Origin of the sequence: Pseudomonas sp. DCA-1, assembly GCF_046523955.1 — a bacterium.
In the GTDB taxonomy this organism is placed as follows: Bacteria; Pseudomonadota; Gammaproteobacteria; order Pseudomonadales; family Pseudomonadaceae; genus Aquipseudomonas; species Aquipseudomonas putida_Y.
The window spans coordinates 3433303-3458338 of sequence record NZ_CP169881.1 but is presented as its reverse complement, the minus strand read 5'-3'; the positions used below and the strand labels follow the sequence as shown (position 1 = coordinate 3458338).

Sequence of the window (25036 nt, the reverse complement as noted above, 5' to 3'; positions counted from 1 at the left end):
TCCACCGGCCCTGGCGGCTGGTGAGTTCCGCAAGGGGAGGTGCAAACACATGGTCGGTTGAGAAGGCGCTCATCACCGATGGGGCGGTGACCGTGCGAGCTGCCGAGCGCGAGTCGCACTTTTGGGGAGAACCACCCGAAGCGGGCGTAGCCTTGAAGGTCCTGGCTACCTGGGTGCTGTCAACGACAGCGAGGTACAGGTCATCTATAAGACGCTGCAAAAGGCCCGTCAACCGTGGTTTTCAGGCGGTCTGGGCGGGCGGAGTCGGGTGGCTTTCGGTGGATTCTCGGCGACGAAAAAATAGCCCGACGGTCATCAGGCTAGGAGGAGTTGGACCACCCTTGACCCGGCGATGTGGCACCGAAGTCCGTCGCAGAACTCCACTGCCGATCCACCTGGATCAACCGACCCTTGTCGTGGCCTGGGTCGGAATCAACTGGCACGCATCCGCGCACAAAAGGTGCCCAGTGTTTCGCCGGCGGGCACCGGAGCTGAGCATCGTCGCCGAAGCGGATGACCCCTAAGGCTTGGTACAAGCCGCACGGGTCATCCACCTGGGGGACTTGGAACGCTGAGAAGTCATCCGCAGATGTGCTGAAGTGTGGCTCCGAACTCTAGGAGTCTGACCGAGCTGCCCGGAGCGAATCGGTCTAGGTCGCCAAGCGGCGAGGGGCCAGATCACTACACCAGCGCTGTGGTGTGCCGTCAAGTCATGTGTTTTTCGCCCGCTTGGTCTTGGCCAAAGCTTTAGTGCCCTTGCACTCGGGGTAGCGGATGCACGACCAGAAGCTGCCGGTGCGACCTTTGCGCTGGCGCATGGCGCTGCGGCAAACCGGGCAGAACGGCCCCTTGCTGGGGGGCGGGCGCAGGGTGAGCGTGGCGTTACTGCGCACCAGTCGAGTCAGCCATTCTGCCTGCTTGGCGAGAAAGGTCTCGACGCTCAGCTGGCCCGATTCGATGCGGTCCAGCGCCTGCTCCCACAGCGCGGTCATGACCGGGTCGGCTACTTCTGGCGGCACCGCTTCGATCAAGGTATGCGCCGCGGCGGAGGCAGCCAGGCTGCGTTTCTTCTTGGTCAGGTAACCGTGATCGATCAGGCCCTGGATGATGGCCGCGCGGGTGGCCTCGGTACCGAGCCCGCAGCTCTCCTTGAGCTTCTGCTTGAGGCGCGGCTCGGCCACCTGGCTGGCGATAGTTTTCATGGCTTTGATCAGGGTGCCTTCGGTGTAGGCCTTGGGTGGCAGCGTGCGCTGTGCGTTGAGCGTGGCGTCGACCAGCGCCACCGTCGTGGATTCACGCAACGTCGGCAACCGCTGCACCGGTTCGGCCGGCTCGTTGCCGTCGGCCTCGTTGATCATCGCCTTCCAGCCGCGAGCCAGGATCTGCTTGCCGCGCGCCACCAGTTGGTCTGCCTGGCTGTGTAACTGCGCCTGGGTTTTCAGGTACTCGTGCTCGGGCATGAACTGCGCGAGATAGCGGGCGCGAATTAGCGTGTACACCGCCAGCTCGCGCTCGGAGAGCTGCGTTAGGTTGAGGGTGACGGCGGTGGGAATGATGCCATGGTGCGCGGTGACCTTGCTGCTGTTCCAGGCGCGGGAGCGGCGACAAGGGTCGACCTCCTTGAGGACTGCCCCCAGCGAAGGCGCGGCGGCGGCCAAGGCGTGGAGCACGCGCGGCACCTCATCGAGCATGCTCTCCGGCAAGTAGCCGCAGTCGCTACGCGGATAGGTCGTCGCCTTGTGTGTTTCATACAGGGCCTGGGCAGTGGCCAAGGTCTCCTGTGCACCGAGTCCGAGCTTGGCCGAGCAGATTTCCTGCAGTGTGCCCAGGTCAAACGGCAGCGGCGGGCCTTCGCGCACGCGCTCGACTTCGACACTGTCGATCTGCGCGCTGTCGGCTTGAGTGAGGCGCCTGAGCGCCTGCTGCGCAGCGTTTTCGTCGATGCAGCGTCCAACCGCATCGCTGACGGCGGCGGTGGGCTGCCAGCGCGCTTGAAAACGGATGCCGTCCTGCTCCAGGTGTGCATCGACGGTCCAGAACGGTTGCGGCACAAAGCTCGCGATCGCCCGGTCGCGCTCGACCACCAGGCGCAGGGTGGGCGTCTGCACGCGTCCCACCGGCAGCAGACCATCGAAACCGGCGCGGCGGCCGAGCAGGGTGAACAGCCGACTCAGGTTGATGCCGACCAGCCAGTCCGCACGGGAGCGGGCGAGGGCACAGTGGTACAGCGGCAAGGTCTGCTCTCCCGGACGCAATGCGCTCAGGGCTCGGCGGATCGACGACTCATCCAGCGCGGATAGCCATAGGCGCAGAATCGGCCCCTGGTACTGGCAGCGTTCGAGAATCTCCCGGGCGATCATCTCGCCTTCGCGGTCGGCATCGGTCGCGATCACTACTTCGCTGCAGGTGCGCAGCAGCTGGATGATGACTTTGAGCTGGCCAGCAACCTTGGGCTTGGGCACCAGTTGCCAGCGGCTGGGAATAATCGGCAGGTCATCCAGCGACCAGCGCTTGTAGTCGCCGTAGGCTTCAGGCGGCGCGGTTTCCAGCAGATGACCGACGCACCAGGTGACGGTGAGGTTTTGACCCTTCAGGCAACCATCACCGCGGCGGCAGGCCTGCAGCACTCGGGCGATGTCGCGGGCTTGGGATGGTTTCTCGCAGATGAACAGGCGCATACGCGGGCCCTCTCGGTGGGTACCGACAGGGTGAGGGTGTAATCGCGGAGCGCTAGGGTAAATCCGAAGGTGCCGAGCTCATATCGGCGGAGGGGCATTACTTGCGTTGCGCAAGGTGGCTCGCCAGCGCTTTCAGAGACTCCAAGGCGAATTGCTTATCCGCATCATCGAGCTCCTTGATGATCGAGTTGATCTGCACGCCCAGGTCCTGCGGCCGAGGGCTGATCGCGAGCAGCAGCTCATCGGCGGGGCAGCCGTATAAGTCGGCCAACTGCAGCAGCTTGGAAACTGAGAGCTCAACGAAGCCACGCTCCAGGCGCGACACCGCTTCGCCAGAAATCTGCAGATGCTCGCCGACCTGTGTCTGGGTCAAGTGCCGGGCACGACGATACTTCGCCAACTGGCGACCAATGTGATGTGGGCTAGGCTCTTTCACGGGCAATGGGGGCGCTCTCCAATTCGACCCATATGGTCGAACAGCACCCCAAAGATATGAACGGCTCAAAAGGTTGACTAACAACCCTGTGGGGCGTATCACCGAAAAAAGCTGGATGACCCGACCGTCACCACGGAGGCAACAAACTTGCACGGATCCCACCAGAGTGAGGCAGATGCGCTAGCGATCAAGGCCTATGAGCTGTTTATGGCCACCCATCTGGAACCGGACAAGGAGCAGGCTCGCGCCCGGCTGATTGCTTGGCTTCAGGAGAGTCCGCTGCACTGGCGGGCGTTCCTTGCCCTGGACCAGTATTTGGCGGAAGTGAAGCAAATGCTGGAACATGAGCGGCATAGGAGTGCCAGGCGAGAATGAAACATCGGCAGCAGCCGGTGTTGCCCGCTGAGCTGACTGTATGGCTCCAGCGATGTCGCGCTGCGGGCGCCAATTCCACTGAGTGCCACGCACTTATCCGGACTTGCGTGGCGCTTTCTTGCCACCCCCCTTGCGTGAAGTGCTGGCGTTATCGTTGGCTTTCTCGCGCATGGTGACCGAGGCCAGGCGGTGCGGCAGAATACCGATGCGCCGGGCCTCCACCTTGAACGTCACGCGGGCGTTGTCCTCGCTGTCCTCCCATTCCTCCTTGACCGTGCGCCCTTCAACCAAAACGCGCATGCCTTTCTGGTACAGCGTGGCCCAGTGCTCGGCGTCGCGGTTCCAGAGCTCGACGGGCGCCCAGTAGCCGCCGCGATCCTCGTAGCCGCCTTCGCGCGGTACCGGGTTGTCGAAGTAGACATTCAGCCGCAGCAGGCGCCGCGGCTCATCCGGATTGGTGTTGAACTCCTGATACTCCGGCACGCTGCCGATGTTGCCTTCACCAACAAACAAAGTACTCATGCGGGTTACTCCTCGGTGGGGGAACGGGTTAGGGCGAGCTCGGCGGCCTCGAGCTTGCTGGCGCCAGTGATGGCCTGGCGATACAGCGACTGCAGGCTGCTCATCTGCAGGTTCAGCACCACGCGGTTGGTCTCTAGCTGATACAGCGCCTGCCGCAGTTCAGGGTGTAGCCGCGGCTGAACCAGCGTCTCCTGCCACACCTGCACGCCCATGCGCAGAAAATCCGGGCTGCGCCAGCGCAAGAATTCAGTGCCCGTCGCGCTGTGCTGGACGACCAAACGCAGATCCAGAAACGAGAAGGGTGGTTGGGCCATGATCGCCAACATTACCGCCATCAACTCGGCGACTTGGGTGCGCAGGCGCAGGATCGTCTCGGCGAACTGCTGCAGCTCCCCCTTACCCTTAAAAGGCTTTAAAAGGCCTTTTAGGGAGGCACCTTGTGCAAACTCGCGATAGGCATCGGCTGACAAACGCCGGGCAATGGCTTCGGCCAGGGTCATGCCTCACCCCCGTCGTTCGCGGTGTCCGCTGTAGGCTGCTCCTCGGCTTCCGGCGGATTCGGGCCTTCGATTTCGGAATGCGCGTTGTTACGGGCGATCGGTGGGGCGAATTGTGAGCGGCGTGTCCCTTCAAGAATGTCCTGCGGCAGGGTGCCGAACTTGTCGATGGCTTCGCGGGCGCGGGCGTTGTTGGCGGCCATGTCGTCGCGGCTCACCCCGGCCAGGCGGTAGCGCTGCGCCAGGCCGAACAGGCTGCGCAGCAGATGTGCGCCGCCATCGATCCAGGACTCCATGTCGCCCCGGCCGATCAGCGCTGTGTGGTGGGCGAGCAGTACCCGCCGGACCAGGGTGTCGTAGTCGGTGAGCAGGTAGATCGCGAGAAAGCCCAGCTGGCTGCCGATGAACAGCGGCAGGGTGACTGGGTGGATGTTGAGGTTGTCACCGACGTCGACTTGCGTGGGCAGGGCCCGTTCCACGCGGCTCATTTGCTGCGTCAGCGTGGCCATGTCCAACCTGGCCTGCAGCAGCTTTTCCTCCAGCTGCAGCATGAACCAGTCGGCGTATGGATCGCCCTGGCTGCTGGCGTGCTTGAGCAGGTTGGTGACGCTGATGTAACCGGGCATGCCCAGAATCGGGTGTACCCCGTCGCGGCCGCTGCGCCCCTGCCACAGGCGTGCCGCATGGTGGGTGTGCAGGGTGAGGGTGATGCTGCTGCGCAGGGAACCCAGGTTGAGTTGGTAGTGATCGACCATCGCCAGTACCTCGCCGTCGGAATGACGCCGACGATGGACCGATCCTTGGCTGGCGATGCGGATCTACCTGAAGGTGGATTGCTCGCATTTTCCCGAGAGTGGATCCCCCTGGAACCGATGGCATCGACATTAGATCCACCGAGTTCCAGCCCTATGTAGCCGCAGTGATCCCTCGGCAGCGTTGTTTCAGTTCCTCCAGGCAGGAGAGGGCAAGTGGCGACGCGGTGCGCTGACCGCGGCGCTTGGATCGCTCGCGGGGCGGTTGCTCCGACGCAGGCTTGGTTGTGCGTGAGGGAGGGGTCGAGGATTTCTCTTCCTCGGTACGCGCGGCCCACAGGGTGAACTCGCCCTGGCAGGCGCGCTTGATCAAGCCCATCAGGTAGGCGACGGGTTTTCGGATCTCACCGCGGGCGCAGCGCACCGCCGCTTCATTGATCACCGCTTGTTGCTGTTCCGGCTCGAGCTGACGCATCGCCTGGGAGGCCATGCGCCGCTCGTTCGGGTTCAGCGGTAAATCTTCGGGCCATCGCGCACGACCAAACTCCACCTGCCCCAGTACCGTACTTTTTTTGCTTTGGTCTTTCTGTACTGTACGGCCAGCGTCGGTATTCCGAACCACAGGCAAATCCGGTGCATTGCCGCAGGGTTCGGGATCTGTTGCGCCAGCCGGAGAATTCCGAACGAGGTCGAGTGCGCCAGGTTCGGAATCCTTTGCATCTGATTCATCGCTCATCAGCGGCAGTGTTTGCTGGTGGACCGGCGGCAGCGAGCCGAGCCTGTCCTTGTCGAGCTGGGACAGCTGGGGGTCGGCCTGGATCTCGGCGATCACATGCTGCGCCACGTCTCGGACGCCTTTGGTGGCATGGGAGAGGTTCTGTCGTAGCAACGCCGCGTAGCCGCTGTCCAGCTCCAACTGTTCGGCTGCGGTCAACGGATCGCCGTGCAGCACATAGACGCAACCGCGCAGGCAGCCGTTGGCATCGCGTGAGCGTTCCACCAGACTGAGCCAGCGAGTGGTGCGCAAAACGTTGAGTGCGCGGGCGATGGTTTCGCGTGAGGCCTGAGCGCCGCAAGGACTGGTGGCCAGGTAGGGCTGCAGGTCCTGATAGCGTGGCGTCTTGACCTTACGTTCGGTGATCAGCCAGCGCAGGACCTGCCAGGTATTACGTTCCAGTGGCGTCAGCCGGCGGTCCAGCAGCAAGGTCTGCGGCAGCGGGTTGTTGTCGCCGTAGTAGATCGTCCGCACCGCGGGCTCCTCGGTGGGGACAGCCAGTTTGCCGTTCGCCGCGTACCACTCATTTCGGCGCCGAAGGGCGTCGTAGCATTGACGCACCACGTCCTGCCAGTCGACCTCGTAAAAGCTCAGCATGGTGTGCCTCCGTACAGTTCGATCTGTTGCCAGACCAGGGTCAGGCTGATGTGTTGTTCCTCGGCCAGCATCATCATGGTGTCCAGCGGATCGTTGTCCGGATCCTCCGTGCGCAACTGGCTCCAGCGATTCCACACGGCATGCTCCTGCACTTCACTGAGCTGGACTGGCCGACCGCGGTGCGTCTCGATCTTCAGCACACGGCGGCGCAACGCGGTCTCCGAATGGTCCAGTCCGAAGCAGCGGTACATGATGTTTGAGCTCGCGCCCAACTTGAGCGCCCGGTTGATCAACCGCTCGTTCTGTTCGTCGCGTTCGGCCTGGACGATCAGGCGTCGCAACACGGTGATGTCGACCTTCACTTCGACCCAGGCGATTGACGAGTGCGCCAGGTGGGACAAGGTAGTTGGCGGCAGCGACTGCAGCACCTCAATGTCTTCATCGGCCAGACCTAGGGCCTTGCAGCGCTGTAGGCGGCCATGGCGCAGCTCATGCAGCACCTGGTTCAACATGGCATGGTTCAATAGATTGAAAGTCTTGCTCATGAGGTGGCTCCTCACGTTATCGAGTGGACGACAGCGTCAGTTCGATCAACTGTCGGGCGTGGCGGATCAGCGTGAACAGCTGCTCCAGCTGAGCATCAGGAAGTCGTTCAAGGCCCACCGTCAGGGCTGGGCGGTCGGTGAAGGGCAGGTCGTAGACGCCGATCAGCAGCTGACCAAACAGTGCTGCCGGCAACTGCTGACGTTCCTTCCAGGCCACGTCGTCCTGCAGGCGCAGCAGGGCCGAGAGCAGCAGCTGGATACCGGTGTGCCGCGAGCTGAGTCGCTCGCCATGACCCGGTGAAAGGGTGAAGCCCAGGCCGTCCAAGAGGGGGCTGACCATGTCGCCGGCGTCTGCGTAAGCGGCAAGGTCGGCAGCGAGGGCGGCGCATCTCGCGCGCAAGTCGCTGATATCGTCCAGTGGCTCGGGGCGTGAGGGTGCCGTGTCAACCGGGCTCGGAGTATCCTCGAGCTCTTCCAAGGGCTTGTCTTGCAACGGTTCGTCACCCAGCGCCTGGCGTATTTCGGGTAAGCGTGGAGCTTGCCGTGGCAGGAGCGTTCCACCAGCTTGTTTGGGCTCGGGATTGGACACCGCGGTCGACGTATCCGATGGACGTTCTGGTGTCAACGAGGGGACCGGAGGCTCGCCAGCTTGATTTTTTGGAGGGACCTGAGTGCTGTCCGCTGGAGGCAGTGAGGGACGTTGCCCCTGATGTAGTTCTAGTGCCAGCAGACGAGGTGTCTGCTCCAGGCTCACTGCCATCCTGGCAATCAATTCGTCCTGCAGCTCACTCAAATCGAGCTCGGGCTTTTCACCGTCGAATGCTGACAGCGCTTCAAACCACAGCAGCGGGAACTGCTCGGGGCTGCCGAAGTACTGGTTCCAGATCGACTCTGTCCGCCGTCGCAAGCTGATGAGGCGCCCGATGGCAGGTTTGCCCAGGCCCGCATACAGTTTCTGCGGGATGACGGGGAGCAGGTGCTCGAGCGCGTCGAACATGCGACTGATGTGTGACTGCGAGATGGGATAGCCACCCTCACTCAAGCGCGTCGCGAGCTCACGCTGGGTGAGGTGGGTATCGCCGAGCTGAAACATGTCCTGGAGCTTCGCTACCGCGAGAGCCCGCTCGATAAACGTCAACTGGCCGTGCAGGTCACTCTCGGCCAGGTGCCCAAGCAACGTATGCGCTTCCGAATGCCAAGGGCGGAACAGGCAATGGATACGGAAGAAGCGCTCTTGGCGCGTTTCCTGCCAAAGTTCACCGAGAATGCTCAGACGAGTGTTGCCGCCGTTGCGGATGACGAAATGCGACTCATCGGGGCGGCGGGTGATGGCGGGCGGCTGATCCAGGCCGCGCTCGCGAATTGAAGCCTTGATATCGTCATACAGTGGGTTGCGCACCACACGCGGGTTCAGCTCGTAGGGCCGCAGTTGCTCGAGACTGACCACCATCGGTGTATCGCCAACTGGGGCCGCCGCTAGGTCGCGTCCGTGCTTGTGCGGAAAGTGCGCCTGCTGCAGTTGGCGTGTGATGTCTTCGGAGGTCGGCGGCTTCATCACTTATTCTCCGGTCAGCCGCGACGGATCAACTGGTGCTCGGCAGTGGCCGGGCGACCAGATGCAGGCGCGGCAAGAGCACCGAGCTGCTCGGCCCATTGCGGGAACAACTCAATGGCCAAGCCGCGCATGATCTCGGCGGCACAAGGGCTGCGGCTGCCGGGCGGTGGAACTGGCTCTACGCGGTGCACAGGCAGGCCGAGCGAGGCGGCATTGGGATAAGCCACGCGGTCGGGGAGCAGCGAACGGCAGACGCTGACATGGGTATCGTCCTGAAAAGAGGCTTGCAGGCTTTGCATGATCAAGCGCGTATCACGGCGATTGGCGTTGACCTGGTTGAGCAACAGCTTCACCGACGGCAAGGCAACGCCCAAGTAGCGGTAGGGCTCCAGCTCTTCGAATAGGCCCAGCGTTCCGCGACGCAGTTCGCGCGCGGCAAGCATTTCTGGAAGGACCGGGCACAGAGCGCAAGCGGAGGCGAGGATGACCATCTCCACCACTACGCTGCGTGCGCCTTGGGTGTCGATGATCAGCACATCGTAATGATCCTCGAAGGCGGGCAGGAGGTTGCGCAGGCGCAGACGGCCATCGGCCGCGTGCAGCAGCAAGGTGCTGATGTGTCCGGCGCGGTCGTTGGAGACGATCAGGTCTAGGTGCTGAATAACGGTCGTCGAGACTATCTGCTCCGGCGCTGTGAGTTGCTGAGCGATCAGCTCGTAGCTTCCGGCGTCCTTGGCATCGCACAAAGCGTAATAGCTGGACAGCGTCGGTTGGCTGTCCAGATCCAGCAACAGAATGCGAAGGCCAGCATCGGCGAGCACACCGCCCAGGTTGGCGGCGACGGTAGTTTTACCCGCGCCGCCCTTGGTCGAGATCAGCGAGAGGACGTCCATGGTCAGTCTCCCGTGGACAGTCGGTCCTGGACCCATTGTTCGATCTCCATTGAGTCCCAACCGACGGCGCGCATACCGATGCGCCGGCATTGCGGGAACTGGCCGGCCTTCATCAGGTTGTAGATGTGCGAGCGTTTGAAGCCGGTTTTCTGCTCCACTTCATCGCGGCGCATGATGTGGCGGTCGGCTGGCAGAGGGGCAAGGTTGGTCGGTTGCATGATGTCACTCCGTAGCGCCGGGTGGCGCGTGGTGGGAAGTGACAGTCAGTGAAGGTCGGAAGAGGGTAAAAAACATTGTCAGGCAATGCCCGGCATCGCCTGACAATGCGGCGTCAGCCCCGTTTTACCTGGGCTATAAGACGGCGCGCGTCGGCAAATCGCCGATCAATGGTACTTTTGCTAAGGCCATCCACTCCTGGGAATCGCAGCAGAATGGCTTGGACCAACTCTGCCTGGCTGGGGTAGATTGACTGAACCTTGCCGTTTTGGTTTTTCCCGAGCGTGGTCATGAGCATCGCGCCGATCAGCCTGTTCTGCATGGCTTCAGACGTCTCGGACGGGATGCCAAGTGATTCGAGTCGCACTTTTAGCTTGTCGTTGAGCGTGGTGAGCGCCGCCACTTCATCAGCGGTGACAGCATAGGTTTGCTGCAACTGCTGAAGCGTACTCAGGGCAAAGTCGAGCTCGGCTTGTTTCGCCAGATGCGCAGTCAGGCTTACGCATCCTGAGTGATCAACATCTTGGGAAAACAGAAAGGGGGGTTTCTGATCTGGCAGGCTGCGTAGGAACCAGAGCAGGAGATCGGCGCGCCGAACGGAGTAGTACACCCGGTGAATGTGACTATCCGACGTAATCGGCTGCCCCAGGTAGGTTGCGGGCAATTCGCCGCTGAGAATGGCGTCGTAGATGCACTCGAGGTGTTCGAGCAGACCTGGCCACTGTAAAAAATGCTTTCGTAGGCTGCTAGGGTGGGAAAACTCTACCTGCAGGATCTCTTCTTCATACTCTGAAAGGCCACACCACAGAATCGCGGCGTCGATCGGATGGTACGAGCTTCTTATCGAGATCATGGCACACAGCCTCCTGCTGCGTTCGTCCTAGAATCGCTGGCCGGGGCTGCTGTGCTGCGCCTCTGTCGAGCGAGCCAGATTCCGAAGTCGGTTTCGGATCCAATGAAAGTGACATCGCCACTTTCAATTTGTTCTGCACGCATTTTTTCATTGCGACAGGTTTTGACGTTCTGGACGCGAACGTTCCGCCTGCCAAAGCATGAGTGCGCCAGTGTTGAGCGAGGACAGTTGTTAAGTCTTCAAAGGCGCTATCAGGTGTGCACCGTGTCTGCTGAAAAAACGTGTTGCATATTGCATTATCCGCGACATCGGCCACGTACTGCGCGTCAGACAGTACTTGAATTACGGCATGCTCGGAGTCGGCAATCGCCAACGAGATGGCGCCGTTCGGCGATGTCAAGCAAACGGGCCTTGGCCGCGGAGGACCTCGCTACGCCATCGAAGAGTATCTTGAGTTCAAGTACAGGTGCCTCGGTGGCGTTGATCGCTGAGGACTGGCACAGGGGGGCAGGTACTGCCCCCTTTTAGGTCGGTTCGTTTTTTATCGTTTTTGTCCTAGGCGGTGACCACGAGTCGGTGTCTTTGGTGAAGCAGATCACTGATAAGATTCGATTGAACCTGTTTCTCCGTTGATGCTATGGATATAGTTACCGAGTCGCGGTTGGCCATCGCCATCGAGCGTGAAGGCGGTACCATTCACAACAATCTCCCCCTTAGCAGCAGGCGGATAAAGTGGCACTTGTGAAGCGATACGAGGCGGGTGGGGCCTTGCGGTGAAACGCTCATGTATTTCACAAGCAAGGCCCTCGATCGAATCACTGGCCGATGAACTGAGGAGGCCGGCGCTCTGCGAACGCGGTGAGCCCTTCAGTGAAGTCTCTGCCTTCGCAGGCTTGCTTGCGCAGCTCGGCAATGCGCTCCATCACATGAACCGGTACCGGCTGCATGTCCTCAAGCATGCGCAGTTGCTCTTTCACTGATTGCACCGCCAGAGGTGCTTTGGTCGCCACAACTTGGGCAAACTCAACGGCAGTCGACTCCAGGTGTTCTACGTCGACCAACTTGTTCACCACCCCAAATTGGGCCGCCCGAATGGCGTCCAGCTTTGAGGCGGTGAAGAACATTTCTTTGAGCAGGTGGATCGGCAGATTGTTGAAGAAGCGCAGCAAACCGCTGGTGCTGTAGGGGAGGCCGATGTTCGCCGGTGTCATGGAGAAACTGGCGTTCTGATCGGCGATAACCATGTCACAAGTCATCGCGAGATCCACCGCACCTCCCCATGCGGAACCACCGACCATCGCAATGACCACGCCCGGGTAGGTGCGGATGTTCCGGAGCACTCTTTCGAGGGGCTTGTCGTATGCGATCGGGTCGCGGTCGTGGCTGAGCTCCTGGATGTCATGGCCAGCACTCCAAACACTTTGTCCTGGTTCGCTGCCGATGATCACCACGGGGACACGCTCTGCCGCGAGCGCTGCCAGGCTCTCCTCGAAGAGGCTGAGCAGTTTTGCGCTGAGCGCGTTACGTCTGGCGGCGTTGCTAAAGGTGAGTCGAGCAATGCGCTCATCCACCATTTCTACTTTCACGAATTCAGTTGGGGTGTCGGTCGTTGCCATGATCTGACTACTCTCTGGATTTGTTGTAGGGCGGGTCAGCCTTGGAAGGCCGCTTTCGAGGTCAATAGGGAGTCGATGGTTGATGGGTCAATACCGGCCTCACGCAGCACTTCGATCGTGTGCTCACCCAGCAGTGGTGGAGCACGGTGCACCTCGGGTTCTTTGTTGCCAAATACGGGCGTGATCACCTGGCGTACCGGCCCGAGAGAGGGGTGTTCGAGCGTGCGGGTCAGCTTGCAGTGCTGCACCTGTGGGTCTTCGAACACTTCGTCCAGCGTGTTGATTGGGCCTGCCGGCAGACCGGCATTGATAAAGACTTCAGTCCATTCTCGCTTACCCCGGGTTTTCAGGCGCGACTCCAGGATCTGTTTGAGTTCGTCGCGATTGGCGACCCGGTCATCGTTGGACAAGAACCGAGAATCTTTTGGCAGTTCTTGCAAGTCCAGCAGGTCGCACAGGCGCTCCCACATCGCAGTCGTGATAGGAGCCAGGTTCAACGGGCCATCCTGAGTTTGGAAGACGCCATACGGGGCGATGACAGAGTGGGCATTGCCGGTGCGGCGTGGTATGTCACCAACGCTCAGGTACCGCTGGCCGTGGACGCTGAGTAGGCCAACCAGGCTCGACAAGAGTGAGGTGCTGACATGTTGCCCACGACCGGTATGTTCGCGCTCTACCAATGCCGCCAAGACTGCCATGGTGAGCCACATACCGGACGAGAGATCGCCGATCGCTGTCCCAGTCCGAGTCGGGTCACCATCCGGATAGCCGGTGAGGCTCATCAAGCCTGAGTAACCTTGAGCAATCTGATCAAAACCAGGCCAATGGCTCATCGGGCCGTCAGTGCCGAATGCATTGATGCTGCCCATGACAAGGCGTGGATTGCGGGCACTCAGCGTGGCGTAATCGAGGCCCATGGCTTCGGCGGTGCCGGGTTTGAAGTTTTCCAGGAGGACATCGGCGCAGTCGACGAGCTTGTGAATGGCGGCCATGCCTTCTGGGGTGCGGAAGTCCAGGCAGATCCCGCGCTTGTTACGGTTGCAGGAGAGGTAATAGGTGCTGACACCGCGATCGAATGGGCCCCAATCACGGCTCATGTCACCCTTCGGGCCTTGCTCAACTTTGACCACATCAGCCCCGAGATCGGCGAGAGCCATGGCACTGAAGGGCCCAGACAAGGCACGGGTGAGATCTACAACCTTGATCCCTTTTAAAGCTTGCATGTTATTACCCTCATTATTCTTGTGGGATTAGGTGGTTGACCCTGCACAGGCTTCAAATGTGAGCGGAACGAGTAAGGGCTAAGCAGCTTCGAGCGGGTGGCCTGGGTAGCGGCCTAGTAGGGTGGTGACCCTCATGAGGCAACTTGGGGCGCTGCTTGTGGCAGACCTGTGCGGAGGTCGTGATCTCAGTCTATGAGCCGTTTGCCATAGGCTTCAAATATGATATTCCTCTAGAAAGATCATAAAAATGTATGGCAGGGGGTGAGTATGGATCTTCGGCAGCTTCGCTATTTTGTCCGTGTAGTCGAGTGTGGAAACATCACCCGAGCTAGCGAAGGTCTGCATATTGCTCAGCCCGCGATCAGCCAACAGATCAGAAACCTCGAGGAAGAGATGAGCATGAAGCTCCTGGAAAGGAGTGTTCATGGTGTCGAGCCGACTGCAGCAGGACGGACGCTCTACAGGCATGCTATCGAGTTGCTACGGCAGGCTGACGCCACTCGAGAGTTACTCTTGCAGGATGCGGAGTACCCGCAAGGTAGGGTTAGTGTTGGTATGCCCTCCAGCACCGCACGCATGCTCGCTATGCCACTGGCGCGCATGATTCGAAGCAAGTTTCCCGGGATCAAGCTTGAGCTCTTCGACGCTCCCAGTGCTGACATCGAAGGTCTCATCACCACGGGGAGGGTGGCCATGGCAGTCATGGTCGATGCCGTGGAAACCCGGGGCATCGCCACACAACATCTGCTCACTGAGCGTTTGTACTTGATGTCGTGGCCAGAGCTTCAACTTCCTGACACACCCATCTCCATTGAAGCGCTGTCCAGGCTACCTCTGGTGCTCCCGTGCGCGCCCAATGGCATACGGAGCAGAGTCGAATTCGCTCTTCAGGAGGCTGGTCAAGCATGCCAGGTGGAGTTTGAGGTCAACTCAACAGACATGCTGCTGCTGGCGGTGAAAAATGAACTGGGGGTTACTGTTCTGCCATGGGCGGCAGCGCAGGATAACCTGGAACCTGGTCGGATCACGCTAAGGGAAATTGACCATCGGCTCTTCGTGCGTGAGCTGTCCCTTTGCTGGCATGAAGCAGGCGTTCAGAGCAACGCGGTCGACAAAGTGCGGCAAACCATTGTGTCGCTTTTCGCCGGCTTCAAGGAAACGGGTGGGTGGTCGGTGTGATCCAAATGGCCCAATAGCCATACGAAATTCTGATGAATGATCATCGAAAAGCTTTGGGGTTGAGTAATTTTTTTTGCATGCTTAAAGTGCATTTGAGCCTTCTGCGCCCTGGCTTGGGGCGCCATGGCGCTAAGTGAATTAAGGAAGGAAAAGCCCCCTTCAAGGCAGCATTGAGCGTTTAGCTGATTCCATCGTAAAAAGTGATCGCTTCATCATTAAATGCTAGTAGCGCCCCTATAGACCTGGGCTTAGATTGGAGACCGCAAGGTGAAAATAAATCCAATCTAAGCAACCTGGCTGTTCGAGGCTCGACTCAAAATGAAAGCGAATGAAAACTATAAAGTGGCCGCTGCTCATGTCGCTCCTATCTACCACGATACTCAAAAGACCGTAGATAAAGCCTGCTCCATCATTGAGGAGGCTGCGCGAAAAGGCGTGCAGTTGATCGCTTTCCCTGAAACGTTTATCCCTGGTTTTCCTGTGTGGGCTAACGTCGGGGCGCCAATCCACACGCATCGCTACTTTGAAGCACTTACCCAAGGGGCGATCAGGCTGGATGGCCCGGAGATCCAGCAGCTGCGTCGTGCCGCTCGCAAGCACGGCATCATCGTTTCCATGGGCTTCAATGAACTGGCCTCGGCCAGCAGCACCTGCATGTGGAACGCCAATGTCCTGATCAACAATGACGGGGAGATCATCGGACATCGGCGGAAGCTGGTACCTACGTTCTTCGAAAAACTCGTGTGGGCCAATGGCGATGGAGCGGGGCTACGAGTTGCCGATACGGATGTGGGTCGAATCGGCATGCTGATCTGCGGAGAGAACAGTAATCCTCTGGCACGCTACTCCATGATCGCTCAGAACGAGCAACTGCATATCTCTACCTATCCTCCGCTCGCCGTCATGCGGCCTTTGTCTGAGGCCGGTGGTTATGACCTGGAGCAGGCGATTCGCATCCGGGCAGCTGCTCACTCATTCGAAGGCAAAGTTTTCAACATCGTAGCGTCAGGCTACTACGACACGACCATGCGCAAAGAGCTTGAGGGTATGGGGGATGAGGTGCTCGAGCTCTTGGACAAGTCCCCGAAATCCGTATCGATGATCCTGGGGCCGGATGGCAACGTCATCGGCGACACCTTGTGTGATACGGAAGGTCTCTGCATCGCTGAGATCAATTACTCGCCTGTCGCTGAGCTGCGGCGACTGCACGACGTGGCGGGGTACTACAACCGCTTCGATATCTTCCGTTTGGAAGTGAATCGGGTAGCACTTGAGCCGATCCACTTTGTTGAAGGCCAGTCGACTCCGTCAGCAGGGCAAGAGCAGTTTGATTCCCGCCTGAAGTCTATTCAATCGTTCGTCGAGTCGAGTGAGATGGAATCGCTGTAACTCAGCGAAATAGCTTCCTCTCATCTATTCATAATGATATTTTCCTGGCCACGTTGCGTGGCCGAGGAAGAGGAGGAGTCATGTCTGATTCTTTGTACTATCCGTATGGCTTGAATACCCAGGTAGGCCCTAAAAAAAAGGGTGGTATGCATTTGATTATGGCGCTGATCGTAAGTGCCTTTTATTCGGTGTTTGTAATTCTCTGCGTTGCATTTCCAAGAACACTGACGTACGAAGTTTTTCCGGATATTCCATTGAGCCTGGTAATGGGCCCCTCCGTGATCCTCGTTGCGATCTCGGTGGCTGTTTTGAGCCTCAAGACAAAGTCCGATCACACTATGGTCGGCAAGGTGGTACATCATGCAATCTAACCAAGCGGTTTCCATTGCATTCTTCCTGCTCTTTCTCTGTGTGACGGTAGGCATTACCGCCTGGGCCTCCCGACGCAACCGGTCTGCTGGGCAGTACCTTGTGGCATCTGGTGGTATCAAGGCTTGGCAGAATGGCCTGGCCATGTCCGGCGAGTACATGAGTGCGAGTGCTATGCTAGGGATGACCGGGCTTTTGGCGACGATGGGATTCAGCAGCTATGTGTATCCCGTGGCGGCTGTCGTAACCTGGCCGCTCATCCTGCTGTTGCTTGCAGATCCAATACGACGCTTAGGCCAGTTCACGCTCACAGATGTCATCGCGTGGCGTTTGAAGCAAAAACCGATCAGGCTAGCCGCTGTGCTCGTCAGCATACCCATGACCCTGCTCTACCTCGTCGCGCAGCTGGTAGCGGGTGGAATCTTGATCAAGGTTCTGTTCGGAATTCCCTACAGCGCCTCTGTAATCTTTGTTGGTTTGCTGACCATGAGCTACGTCCTGTTCGGGGGCATGCTGGCAACGACCTGGGTGCAAATTATCAAGGCGATACTTCAGCATCTGACGGTGTGCGTGCTGACCATGCTCGTGCTGAGCCATTTCGACTACAGTCCCTTCGAACTCTTTCGGAGGCTTGGGGAAACCGAACAGGCACACATGCTCGTGCCTCGCGATATGGACCCGGTGGGCCGCTGGGAAATGATTTCGCTGGCTATCGCGCTTGTCTGCGGCGCTATCGGGATGCCCCAGATTCTGACGCGCTTCTTCACAGTCCCTGATCCGATGTCGGCCAAGAAGTCTGCTGTCTACGCCACGATGATCGTTGGTTCGTTCCACCTCATGGTGTTGGTCGTAGGGTTCGGCGCTTTGGCTTTGCTTGGGCGCGAGGCCATCTTGGGAGCAGGGGCCAGCGGTAACATGGCAGTGCCAATGCTAGCAAAGTATGTCGGCGGTGACACCTTCTTCGGCATCGTTTGTGGCGTGGCGTTCGCCACTGTTATTGCAGTGGTGGCAGGTTTGACTCTCACGTCTGCGACCACCTTTGCACACGACTTGTGGTCACGCGTAGTGCATGCTGGCAAGCAAGGAGGGGAGGCTTCGTTGTCTGTGGCGCGGATCGGCGCGGTGATTGTTGCCTCTATCGCAACACTGCTTGCATTGATGTTTGAAAGCATCAACGTAGCTTTCCTGATTGGTTTATCCCAAGCGATTATTGCTGCGACAAACTTTCCACTCCTGATGCTCACGTTGTTCTGGAGCCGCCTTACTACGGCTGGAGCTGTTTCTGGGATGGTTGTAGGTTGTGTTTCATCAATGCTGTTGATATTTGTATCACCGGCTGTTCAAGTTGCCCTGATGAAACTTGATCGTTCAGTGCTTGATGGTGTCTGGTGGTTCTATCCTTTGAATAGCCCGGCCATTGTTTGTGTGCCTCTTGCATTCGTGGTAATGATATTGGTTTCACTTCTCAAGCGAGAGCCAAGCTCGGAGAATAAGTTTTCGGAAATGCAGGGTTTGCTAATGGAGCATGAAGGTAAGACCTTTGCGGTCAATCATTAGTGATTGCGTGAAGTGGTGTCTATTGTAATTATTTGGTCGCCCTGTCACTTATCTTGGGTGACCTTTTAGCCCAAGCTCTGCTTGGGTTTTTCTCTTATTTATCTTTCATTGTTGCCTATTTTTTTTGGTGGGCATCTTTGGCCTAGGTCGATGCTCTGCGGGTTACGTCAGTCCTTCTTGAACTGGCAATTTTTTCTAACCGCTTATGCAAAGCCATCACAACCTTCAAAGCAGGAGTTGTCCGTGGCAGCTCGAAAGCCGACAGCTTACTTGAAATGGACAACAAGTTGCTTGGCAAAACTGGTATCAGATCGCCGGGTTACCAGCAGTCGGTCGGCGATACTCCTTTCATCTACCTTAACGCCAGCGACACCTACATTTTCGGTCAGTTGGTGGCAAGCAATTTCGCCCAGCCAGCGAAAAGGTCTGGCACACCCGTTATGACTACGACTTCGCGACATTGGGTATGCCTTGCCTGAGTTTCAGCGTGCACTACAACCTTGGTCATGAGGTTGCCCCACAGATCATCAGCGAGCCCAAGGTGGCGAGTTTGAGGGCCGCTGGCGATGACGGCCATGAATGGGAGCGCGATACTGACCTGATCTACACCGTACAGAGCGGGCCGTTACGTCACCTGTCGCTGCGCTGGCGCAATGCCGTGAGCCGCGCCACATTTACCGATGATGCCGACGAGAATCGGTTGATCGTCAGTTATCAGGTCAAGTTCTGATACGTTTTACTCGGCTATTGCTCTGGTGACATCACGAACGGGTGGAGTTACCGGGCATACCCATTCAAGTCTGCATTTGCATCAGGCATCCCGAGTTCGGCGCACTGGCCAAGGTTTCCAGCTGAAGTGCGTGGCGGGCACTGGTAATGAACAGGGTGGTGCCTTCCTCCCCGCCAAAGCACAGGTCGGTCGGGCTCGGCACCGGCAACCCGATCATACGGTCCAGGTTGCCCTCGGCATCGAAGCGCGCCAGGCTCCAGCCTTCCAGTTGTGTGGTCCACACCCCCCCTTTGCCATCCAGCGCGAGCCCGCCCAGGCTGCCGCCACCACGGGGCAGTGAAGCCAGCCGGCGCACGCTGCTGCTGCCCGGTTGCAGCAACAGGATGTCCCCGGCCTCAGGTGCCAAGGCATAAACCGCGCTGCCCTTGGCATCCCAGCGAAAGGCACTGACCGGCTCCGGCAGTGACCAGCCATGGCGCAGCTCGCCCTCGGCGCTGAGTTCGCCGATCAAGCAACCATTGCCACTTTTGGCGCACGCCCACAAATTGCCGGACGGGTGTGTGGCCAATGCCAGCAGGCGGCTGCCGAGCAGGTCCTGGCGGGGATGCTCGTTGCCTTGCCAGTCGATCAATGACCAGCCCCCGGCCTGGGCCACCAGTAGGCCGTCGGGGTGCAGCTCCATGCCGCGTATCGGCAGGTCGAGGCGAGTCAACAAGCGACTGGACTGGCCGTCCCAGCAATGGATGGCCGGCGCCAGGGTGTCGGCCCAGTACAGCACGCGCTGGCCCGCGTGCCAGCGCGGGAACGCGCCGTGAAACGCCCAAGGGCCGGGCAGCACGCTGAGCTCGCCGGCAGCGCGTGGGGTGGCGTCCGGGCGCAGCTGCTCACCGACCCGGCGCGCCGCGTCAGCCAGTTCCGGGCCGAGCAGGGTCAGCCGCTCCAGTGTCAGGCGGTAGGCGGGTCCGGCCACGCTCAGTGCCCCGCGCACCAGGCCCTGCTTGTCGACGATCGGCGCGGCGACGCAGCGGATGCCCAGGCGAATTTCCTCGTCGTCGAGGGCGTAGCCACGCACTTGGGTAATCTGCAATTCGGCCAGCAGACGGCGGCGGTCGGTGATGGTCAGCGGTGTCAGTGGCGTCAGCACCAGGCCCTTGAGGATTTCGTCGCGGGCCGAAGGGGAGAGGGCGGAGAGGATCGCCTTGCCCTGGCCGGTGCAGTACACCGGCTTGCCTTGGCCAAGGCTGGCGGCCGAGCGCTGTGTGTGGGCGCCTTCGCAACGCTCCAGCGACAGCACTTGATTGCCATCGAGCACTGCCAGGTAGGAGGTTTCGCCGGTGAGGTCGCGCAGGGCACGCAGCTCGGCGCTGGCGGCAGCCACCAGGTCCGGTTCCAGGTAGGCGTTACGGACCATCTCCAGGTAGTTGAAGCCCAGGCGATAGACCTTGCGCGTCGGGTCGCGGCGGATCATGCCGCGCTCCACCAGCGTGGCGATGATGCGGTACAGGGTGGTGCGCGGCAGCGGCACCTGCTCGGCCAGCTCGGCCTGGCTGATGCCGGTGGCGGTTGCGCCAATGGCCTGGAGCACGTCCAGGGCCTTTTCCAGTGCGGCGGTGCCTTCACCTGTTTTCATTGTTTGTTTCCCACCTGTTGGAACTCGACTGCCTGAGTACCGATTCTGCCCCTTTTCCTCCCAGTTTTCCGCCATAGAATCGGCCTCAACAGGGCTTGCAGTGAACGCATGTTTCATATGTTGGGAATTTGCCCTGGCCGCCCATCGGATGAACCCGCGAGGAGAACCTACAACAATGTCCGTCATCCACAACTACGCCGATGCCCATGAGAGCGTTTCCGGTAAACAGGTCGTCGTCAGCGACGAAGTACTGGCCAAGCTCGCCACCTGCAGCAGCGGCTCGCTGACCACCCAGCTGTTCAAGCGCGGCTTCCGTCAGCCAGCCCTGGTCGGCCTGCGCGCCATGTGCCCCGATGCCAAGCCATTCGCCGGGCGTGCCTTCACCATGCGCTTCATTCCCGCCCGTGAAGACATCGACACCTATTCGACCATGACCACCAAGCCCAACGATGACAACCTGCAATGGGTGGGTGTGGAGCAGATCCAGCCGGGCGACGTGCTGGTGATCGACAGCCGCAACGACCCGGCTGCCGCGTCGGCAGGCAACATCCTGGTGACCCGCCTGCTGGCCCGTGGCGCCAAGGCCATCGTCACCGACGGCGCACTGCGCGACGGCAGCGAGATCGCCGCCATGCGCCTGCCGGCCTATGCCCGTGAGATCACCGCGACCACGCGTATTTCCTACCACCATGTGGCTGACCTGCAGGTGCCGATCGGTTGCGCCGGCGTTGCCGTGTACCCGGGCGACATCATCGTCGGCGATGCCGATGGCCTGACCGTGGTCCCGGCGCACCTGGCCGAGGAACTGGCCGAAGTGTGCAGCGTGCAGGACGACATCGAAGGCTACCTGGCCATGCGCATTGCCGCCGGCGAAGCGCTGTGGGGCGTGTACCCGCCAAGCCCGGCGTCGGTGTCCGACTACCACGCCTGGGTCGCCGCCGGCCGCCCGGCCATCCCTTCGATCATCGACCGCGAGGAGGGCTGAGTCATGGCCGAGCACAAGCATGCACAACTGATCCGTCGCTACTTCGACGCCTGCAACGAAGGCGACTACGACAAGCTGGTGTCCTGCTTCACCCCGGACGCGGTGCACTACTTCCCCTCGGGATTGCCGGAAATCCCGTGGCGCACTGCCGACACCATCGCCCGCAAGTGGGTCTGGTGCGTGGAGAACTTGGGGTCGCAGTGGACCATCGAGAAGATCCTGGTCAGCCACGACAGCAACGAAGCGGTGATCGAGTGGACCCACTGGAAGAGCAAGCTGGGCACGGCCTTGCGCGGTGACGAGTGGTACGTGTTCGACGAGCAGAGCGGATTGATCAAGGAGATCCGCGCCTATTACGCCTCGCCGGCCGAGAAGGACGTGGTGATCAACGAGCTGGTCGACTTCGACTATGTCGGCCGGGGGTATCACCTGGAGCCGAAGGCGCGTTAAGGCCACTGGCCTCTTCGCGGGGCAAGCCCGCTCCCACAAGGGCCGCGCTGTACCTGTAGGAGCGGGCTTGCCCCGCGAATGGCCGCACCGCAATTTTTGAAGGAGTGCCCCATGACCACCCCGCAAAACCCGAATTTCGCTGCCATCGACGCAGTCGTCGCCCAAGCGGCCGCCGCCGCCGACTTCTGGGTCGATTCCAGTGCCACCCAGCGCGCCACCCTGCTGCGTGGCCTGGCCGATGCCCTGGAACAGCAGCAAGCCGAACTGGTCGTCATCGCCGACCGCGAAAGCGGCCTCGGCGAAGCCCGCCTGAACGGCGAAGTGGCCCGCACCGCCTTCCAGCTGCGTGGCTTCGCCAGCGAAGTGGAAGCCGGTGTGCCGTACCGTCAGGTCGATGATCACGCCATTGCCGGTGCTCCACCTGCCGGCCGTCCACGCCTGACCCGCGTGCAGCGCCCGCTGGGCCCGGTGGCGATGTTCTCGGCCAGCAACTTCCCATTCGCTTTCTCGGTACTGGGCGGCGATACCGCCTCGGCCTTGGCCGCCGGTTGCCCGGTGGTGATCAAGCCGCACTCCGGTCACCCGGAGCTGTCCCGCGCTGTGTTTGCCTTGGCCGCTGGCGTGGTCCGCGCCCAGGGTCTGCCGACAGGCCTGCTGACCCTGGCCGAAGCGCCCAATCGTGCCGCCGGCACCTACCTGGTCCAGCACCCGTCAATCGCTGCCGTGGCCTTCACTGGCTCCTATCAAGGTGGCAAAGCCTTGTGGCAGGCCGCTAATGACCGCGAACGCCCAGTGCCGTTCTTCGGCGAGCTGGGTTCGATCAACCCGCTGGTGGCTTTGCCGGCTGTGCTGGAAAAAGACAGCGAAGCCTTGGCCAAGACCTTGGCTGGCTCGATCACCCTCGGCTGCGGCCAGTTCTGCACCAGCCCCGGCGTGATCGTGCTGCTCGACTCACCCCACAGTCAGCGTTTCGTCGCCCAGCTGGCCGAGGTCATTGCGCCGATTGCCACGCACCGTATGCTCACCCCGGGCATGCAGCAAGGCTTCGAGGCGGCAGCTGCCACGGTAGCTGCTAACGCCGCAGCAGTGTTCGCCCCGCAGGCCGATGGCGCTGGCCCGGCGCCACGGCTGTTCGCCACCGATGCCGCATCGTTCATTGCCAACGCTCACCTGCGTGAAGAAATGTTCGGCCCGGCGGCGCTGATCGTTACTGCGCATTCCGTGGCCCAGGCGGCCGAGGTGCTGGACGCCATCGGCGGCACCCTGACCACTACCCTGTGGGGCCTGGACGCCGACAGCGCCGACAACCGCCAGTTGCTGCGCGCCGCCCAGCGAGTGTCCGGGCGCGTGCTGTTCAGCGGTGTGCCGACCGGCGTTGCCGTGTGCCACGCCCAGCAGCATGGCGGGCCATGGCCGTCGTCCACCGCGCCACAGTCCACTTCGGTCGGTTTTGCCGCCATCGAGCGCTTCCTGCGCCCGGTGGCATTGCAGGACGCACCGGACTGGGCACTGGGCTGAGGAGGGCAGGGCGATGATGCGACATATCGTGCTGTTCCGCCGCCTGCCGGGCGTCGAAGCGCAGCCTGAACGGGAAGCGGTGCTGGTGGCGCGGATGCGCGACCTGACTGCAGAAATCGACTTCATCCGCGACTGGCGCGTCGCGGCCAACGAACTGGATCGGCCGATCTGCTGGGACTACATCCTCGAGTCCAGCTTCGACGACGCCGACGCGGTACAGCGTTACCTGCCACACCCGGCGCACCAGGCCCTGGTCGCCGACCTCAAGCAGTACTTCGAGTGGGTGGCAGTGGACTACAGCGTCTGATTGACCCCAGAGGCACCTGGCCCTCTGCGGGGCCAGGCGTTATAACAAAAAAGATCCGGCATCACAGGTGCCGGGCGGAGTCGTACATGAACAAGAAAAACAACTACCGCTGGACGATCCTGACCATGTTGTTCCTGGCCATGATCATCAATTATGTCGATCGCGCTGCCCTGTCGATCGCCATGCCGTTCATTACCCAGGAGTACCACCTCACGCCCGCCGAGAAGGGCATGATCTTCAGCAGCTTCTTCTTTGGCTATGCGCTGTTCTGTTTCGTCGGTGGTTACCTGGCCGACCGCTTCGGGCCCAAGCGTGTGCTGACCTGGTCGATGAGCTTCTGGTCGCTGCTGTGCGGCTCCACCGCGCTGGCCTTCAACTTCTGGTCGCTGCTGATCGTGCGCGCGCTGTTCGGCGTCGGCGAAGGCCCGGTGTCGACCACCGCCAACAAGACCGTCAACAGCTGGTTCCCGATCAAGGAGCGCGCCCGCGCCATCGGCATCAACCAGGCTGGCGGCCCGCTGGGCGGCGCCCTGGCCGGCCCGATCGTGGGTTTTCTTGCCCTGTGGCTGGGCTGGCGCGTGGCCTTCGTGGTGATCGCGGTGATCGGCGTGCTGTGGGCCATCGCCTGGTACCGCCTGGCGGCCTCGACGCCCAAGGAGCACCCGCAGGTGTCGGCCGAAGAGCTGGCGCTGATCAACGAGGGCCGTGAAGCCCCGGTCACTGCCGTCGCAGACGCCCCGCGCACCCCGGTGCTGCAGATCATCCTGCAGCGCTCGGTACTGGTCACTGGCGTTTCGCTGTTCTGCTACAACTACATCCTGTACTTCTTCATGACCTGGTTCCCCAGCTACCTGATCGAGGCCAAGGGCATCGACCTCAAGGCCATGAGCATCGTCACCGCACTGCCGTGGCTGGTGGGTACCGTCGGCTTCATCTGTGGCGGGCTGCTGATCGACTGGGTGTACAAGCGCACCGGCAAGCAACTGTTTTCGCGCAAGGTGGTGCTGGTCAGCTGCCTGCTGGTGGCTGCGGTATGCATCGGCCTGACCGGCCAGGTACAGAGCGTGACCAGCACCGTGGTGGTGATGACCGTGGCCATCGGCTTCCTGATGCTGACCGCGCCCGCCTACTGGTCGCTGATCCAGGACGCCGTGCCGGACCATCAGGTAGGTACTGCCGGCGGCTTCATGCATGGCCTGGCCAACCTGTCCGGTATCGTTGCGCCGACCGTGACCGGCTTCATCATCCAGTCCACTGGCACCTACAGCAGCGGCTTTGGCCTGGCTGCCGTGCTGGGCATTGTCGGCGCGCTGATCGTGGCCTTGTTCGTCGGCCAGAAACCGGCCCGGCAAGCCAATGTCATCGCAGCCGCTTGAACTGAATGCAACC

The 25036-nt window shown here is 60.8% G+C and carries 24 protein-coding genes and 1 pseudogene; 11 read left to right on the top strand and 14 right to left on the bottom strand.

Features of this window, described 5'->3' with window-relative positions; genetic code table 11:
* Positions 1-710: 710 nt before the first annotated feature.
* Together ACE4QZ_RS16270 and ACE4QZ_RS16265 are read right to left on the bottom strand one after the other, a co-directional pair.
* On the bottom strand, positions 711-2678 hold the full coding sequence (locus ACE4QZ_RS16270; RefSeq protein WP_103469173.1) for a DNA topoisomerase III: 1968 nt from the start codon (positions 2676-2678) through the stop codon (positions 711-713).
* Between the two features lie 97 nt (positions 2679-2775).
* Entirely contained in the window at positions 2776-3120 is a 345-nt protein-coding gene (locus ACE4QZ_RS16265) for a helix-turn-helix domain-containing protein (RefSeq protein WP_102689183.1), read from the bottom strand.
* Between the two features lie 141 nt (positions 3121-3261).
* Here ACE4QZ_RS16265 and ACE4QZ_RS16260 point away from each other — a divergent pair, with 141 nt between their 5' ends.
* Positions 3262-3489, top strand: coding sequence for a hypothetical protein (locus ACE4QZ_RS16260; RefSeq protein ID WP_103469172.1), 228 nt, complete (start codon positions 3262-3264; stop codon positions 3487-3489).
* A 93-nt stretch (positions 3490-3582) separates the two neighbouring features.
* Here ACE4QZ_RS16260 and ACE4QZ_RS16255 read toward each other — a convergent pair whose 3' ends face one another.
* The 11 genes from ACE4QZ_RS16255 to ACE4QZ_RS16205 form a co-directional block, all read right to left on the bottom strand.
* Positions 3583-4011 carry a single-stranded DNA-binding protein gene (locus tag ACE4QZ_RS16255; protein WP_103469171.1) on the bottom strand — a complete coding sequence of 143 codons (429 nt, stop codon included), beginning with the start codon at positions 4009-4011 and terminating at the stop codon, positions 3583-3585.
* A gap of 5 nt (positions 4012-4016) precedes the next feature.
* Positions 4017-4511 carry a DUF3158 family protein gene (locus tag ACE4QZ_RS16250; RefSeq protein ID WP_103469170.1) on the bottom strand — a complete coding sequence of 165 codons (495 nt, stop codon included), beginning with the start codon at positions 4509-4511 and terminating at the stop codon, positions 4017-4019.
* Positions 4508-5263, bottom strand: coding sequence for a PFL_4669 family integrating conjugative element protein (locus ACE4QZ_RS16245; RefSeq protein WP_103469169.1), 756 nt, complete (start codon positions 5261-5263; stop codon positions 4508-4510). The genes ACE4QZ_RS16250 and ACE4QZ_RS16245 overlap by 4 nt, the downstream gene beginning before the upstream one ends.
* 151 nt (positions 5264-5414) lie before the next feature.
* Positions 5415-6632: an STY4528 family pathogenicity island replication protein gene (locus tag ACE4QZ_RS16240; RefSeq protein ID WP_103469168.1), complete on the bottom strand. Its 1218-nt coding sequence runs from the start codon at positions 6630-6632 to the stop codon at positions 5415-5417.
* The gene (locus tag ACE4QZ_RS16235) at positions 6626-7177 is read right to left on the bottom strand and encodes a DUF2857 domain-containing protein (protein WP_103469167.1); all 552 of its coding nucleotides are present in this window, start codon (positions 7175-7177) and stop codon (positions 6626-6628) included. The genes ACE4QZ_RS16240 and ACE4QZ_RS16235 overlap by 7 nt, the downstream gene beginning before the upstream one ends.
* Before the next feature lie 16 nt (positions 7178-7193).
* The gene (locus tag ACE4QZ_RS16230; RefSeq protein WP_103469166.1) at positions 7194-8732 is read right to left on the bottom strand and encodes a ParB family protein; all 1539 of its coding nucleotides are present in this window, start codon (positions 8730-8732) and stop codon (positions 7194-7196) included.
* Positions 8733-8746: 14 nt separating this feature from the next.
* Positions 8747-9625 (bottom strand): ParA family protein, encoded by an 879-nt coding sequence (locus ACE4QZ_RS16225; protein ID WP_103469165.1) that lies wholly within the window; start codon positions 9623-9625, stop codon positions 8747-8749.
* A 2-nt stretch (positions 9626-9627) separates the two neighbouring features.
* Positions 9628-9843 carry an AlpA family transcriptional regulator gene (locus ACE4QZ_RS16220; protein ID WP_103469164.1) on the bottom strand — a complete coding sequence of 72 codons (216 nt, stop codon included), beginning with the start codon at positions 9841-9843 and terminating at the stop codon, positions 9628-9630.
* Between the two features lie 113 nt (positions 9844-9956).
* Positions 9957-10694, bottom strand: a complete 738-nt coding sequence (locus tag ACE4QZ_RS16215) for a hypothetical protein (RefSeq protein ID WP_103469163.1) — start codon at positions 10692-10694, stop codon at positions 9957-9959.
* 815 nt (positions 10695-11509) lie between these two features.
* A complete protein-coding gene (gene scpB / locus ACE4QZ_RS16210; protein WP_103469162.1) occupies positions 11510-12310 on the bottom strand; it encodes a methylmalonyl-CoA decarboxylase in 801 nt (266 codons plus the stop codon).
* A gap of 35 nt (positions 12311-12345) precedes the next feature.
* Entirely contained in the window at positions 12346-13533 is a 1188-nt protein-coding gene (locus tag ACE4QZ_RS16205; RefSeq protein WP_103469161.1) for a CaiB/BaiF CoA transferase family protein, read from the bottom strand.
* A gap of 267 nt (positions 13534-13800) precedes the next feature.
* Here ACE4QZ_RS16205 and ACE4QZ_RS16200 point away from each other — a divergent pair, with 267 nt between their 5' ends.
* From ACE4QZ_RS16200 to ACE4QZ_RS16180, 5 genes and pseudogenes are all read left to right on the top strand, one after another.
* On the top strand, positions 13801-14712 hold the full coding sequence (locus ACE4QZ_RS16200; protein ID WP_103469160.1) for a LysR family transcriptional regulator: 912 nt from the start codon (positions 13801-13803) through the stop codon (positions 14710-14712).
* 318 nt (positions 14713-15030) lie between these two features.
* Positions 15031-16101 carry a carbon-nitrogen hydrolase family protein gene (locus tag ACE4QZ_RS16195; protein WP_103469159.1) on the top strand — a complete coding sequence of 357 codons (1071 nt, stop codon included), beginning with the start codon at positions 15031-15033 and terminating at the stop codon, positions 16099-16101.
* A gap of 80 nt (positions 16102-16181) precedes the next feature.
* Positions 16182-16472, top strand: a complete 291-nt coding sequence (locus ACE4QZ_RS16190) for a hypothetical protein (RefSeq protein WP_103469158.1) — start codon at positions 16182-16184, stop codon at positions 16470-16472.
* Entirely contained in the window at positions 16462-18027 is a 1566-nt protein-coding gene (locus ACE4QZ_RS16185) for a cation acetate symporter (RefSeq protein ID WP_103469157.1), read from the top strand. The genes ACE4QZ_RS16190 and ACE4QZ_RS16185 overlap by 11 nt, the downstream gene beginning before the upstream one ends.
* A gap of 445 nt (positions 18028-18472) precedes the next feature.
* Positions 18473-18757: pseudogene (locus ACE4QZ_RS16180) on the top strand (OprD family outer membrane porin); the annotation flags it as partial.
* A 64-nt stretch (positions 18758-18821) separates the two neighbouring features.
* Here the strand turns inward: ACE4QZ_RS16180 and ACE4QZ_RS16175 are convergent.
* A complete protein-coding gene (locus tag ACE4QZ_RS16175; RefSeq protein WP_103469155.1) occupies positions 18822-20387 on the bottom strand; it encodes an IclR family transcriptional regulator C-terminal domain-containing protein in 1566 nt (521 codons plus the stop codon).
* Between the two features lie 175 nt (positions 20388-20562).
* Between ACE4QZ_RS16175 and ACE4QZ_RS16170 the strand changes: the two genes are divergently transcribed.
* From ACE4QZ_RS16170 to ACE4QZ_RS16150, 5 genes are all read left to right on the top strand, one after another.
* Complete coding sequence (locus ACE4QZ_RS16170) at positions 20563-21372, top strand: ribonuclease activity regulator RraA (protein WP_103469154.1); 810 nt, start codon at positions 20563-20565, stop codon at positions 21370-21372.
* Between the two features lie 3 nt (positions 21373-21375).
* Complete coding sequence (locus ACE4QZ_RS16165; RefSeq protein WP_103469153.1) at positions 21376-21822, top strand: nuclear transport factor 2 family protein; 447 nt, start codon at positions 21376-21378, stop codon at positions 21820-21822.
* A 111-nt stretch (positions 21823-21933) separates the two neighbouring features.
* Positions 21934-23340, top strand: a complete 1407-nt coding sequence (locus tag ACE4QZ_RS16160) for an aldehyde dehydrogenase (NADP(+)) (RefSeq protein ID WP_103469152.1) — start codon at positions 21934-21936, stop codon at positions 23338-23340.
* A 13-nt stretch (positions 23341-23353) separates the two neighbouring features.
* The gene (locus tag ACE4QZ_RS16155) at positions 23354-23647 is read left to right on the top strand and encodes a Dabb family protein (protein ID WP_103469151.1); all 294 of its coding nucleotides are present in this window, start codon (positions 23354-23356) and stop codon (positions 23645-23647) included.
* An 86-nt stretch (positions 23648-23733) separates the two neighbouring features.
* Positions 23734-25023, top strand: a complete 1290-nt coding sequence (locus ACE4QZ_RS16150; RefSeq protein ID WP_103469150.1) for an MFS transporter — start codon at positions 23734-23736, stop codon at positions 25021-25023.
* Positions 25024-25036 lie beyond the last annotated feature (13 nt).

Excerpts from the sequence above, each read along its gene's own strand:
- ACE4QZ_RS16150 (WP_103469150.1), top strand. The coding sequence starts at position 23,734 with ATGAACAAGAAAAACAACTACCGCTGGACGATCCTGACCATGTTGTTC.
- ACE4QZ_RS16160 (WP_103469152.1), top strand. The coding sequence starts at position 21,934 with ATGACCACCCCGCAAAACCCGAATTTCGCTGCCATCGACGCAGTCGTC.
- ACE4QZ_RS16230 (WP_103469166.1), bottom strand. The coding sequence starts at position 8,732 with ATGAAGCCGCCGACCTCCGAAGACATCACACGCCAACTGCAGCAGGCG.
- ACE4QZ_RS16215 (WP_103469163.1), bottom strand. The coding sequence starts at position 10,694 with ATGATCTCGATAAGAAGCTCGTACCATCCGATCGACGCCGCGATTCTG.
- ACE4QZ_RS16170 (WP_103469154.1), top strand. The coding sequence starts at position 20,563 with ATGTCCGTCATCCACAACTACGCCGATGCCCATGAGAGCGTTTCCGGT.
- ACE4QZ_RS16195 (WP_103469159.1), top strand. The coding sequence starts at position 15,031 with ATGAAAGCGAATGAAAACTATAAAGTGGCCGCTGCTCATGTCGCTCCT.
- ACE4QZ_RS16255 (WP_103469171.1), bottom strand. The coding sequence starts at position 4,011 with ATGAGTACTTTGTTTGTTGGTGAAGGCAACATCGGCAGCGTGCCGGAG.
- ACE4QZ_RS16250 (WP_103469170.1), bottom strand. The coding sequence starts at position 4,511 with ATGACCCTGGCCGAAGCCATTGCCCGGCGTTTGTCAGCCGATGCCTAT.
- scpB (WP_103469162.1), bottom strand. The coding sequence starts at position 12,310 with ATGGCAACGACCGACACCCCAACTGAATTCGTGAAAGTAGAAATGGTG.
- ACE4QZ_RS16225 (WP_103469165.1), bottom strand. The coding sequence starts at position 9,625 with ATGGACGTCCTCTCGCTGATCTCGACCAAGGGCGGCGCGGGTAAAACT.
- ACE4QZ_RS16185 (WP_103469157.1), top strand. The coding sequence starts at position 16,462 with ATGCAATCTAACCAAGCGGTTTCCATTGCATTCTTCCTGCTCTTTCTC.
- ACE4QZ_RS16155 (WP_103469151.1), top strand. The coding sequence starts at position 23,354 with ATGATGCGACATATCGTGCTGTTCCGCCGCCTGCCGGGCGTCGAAGCG.
- ACE4QZ_RS16240 (WP_103469168.1), bottom strand. The coding sequence starts at position 6,632 with ATGCTGAGCTTTTACGAGGTCGACTGGCAGGACGTGGTGCGTCAATGC.
- ACE4QZ_RS16270 (WP_103469173.1), bottom strand. The coding sequence starts at position 2,678 with ATGCGCCTGTTCATCTGCGAGAAACCATCCCAAGCCCGCGACATCGCC.
- ACE4QZ_RS16175 (WP_103469155.1), bottom strand. The coding sequence starts at position 20,387 with ATGAAAACAGGTGAAGGCACCGCCGCACTGGAAAAGGCCCTGGACGTG.
- ACE4QZ_RS16200 (WP_103469160.1), top strand. The coding sequence starts at position 13,801 with ATGGATCTTCGGCAGCTTCGCTATTTTGTCCGTGTAGTCGAGTGTGGA.
- ACE4QZ_RS16245 (WP_103469169.1), bottom strand. The coding sequence starts at position 5,263 with ATGGTCGATCACTACCAACTCAACCTGGGTTCCCTGCGCAGCAGCATC.
- ACE4QZ_RS16220 (WP_103469164.1), bottom strand. The coding sequence starts at position 9,843 with ATGCAACCGACCAACCTTGCCCCTCTGCCAGCCGACCGCCACATCATG.
- ACE4QZ_RS16190 (WP_103469158.1), top strand. The coding sequence starts at position 16,182 with ATGTCTGATTCTTTGTACTATCCGTATGGCTTGAATACCCAGGTAGGC.
- ACE4QZ_RS16165 (WP_103469153.1), top strand. The coding sequence starts at position 21,376 with ATGGCCGAGCACAAGCATGCACAACTGATCCGTCGCTACTTCGACGCC.
- ACE4QZ_RS16205 (WP_103469161.1), bottom strand. The coding sequence starts at position 13,533 with ATGCAAGCTTTAAAAGGGATCAAGGTTGTAGATCTCACCCGTGCCTTG.
- ACE4QZ_RS16235 (WP_103469167.1), bottom strand. The coding sequence starts at position 7,177 with ATGAGCAAGACTTTCAATCTATTGAACCATGCCATGTTGAACCAGGTG.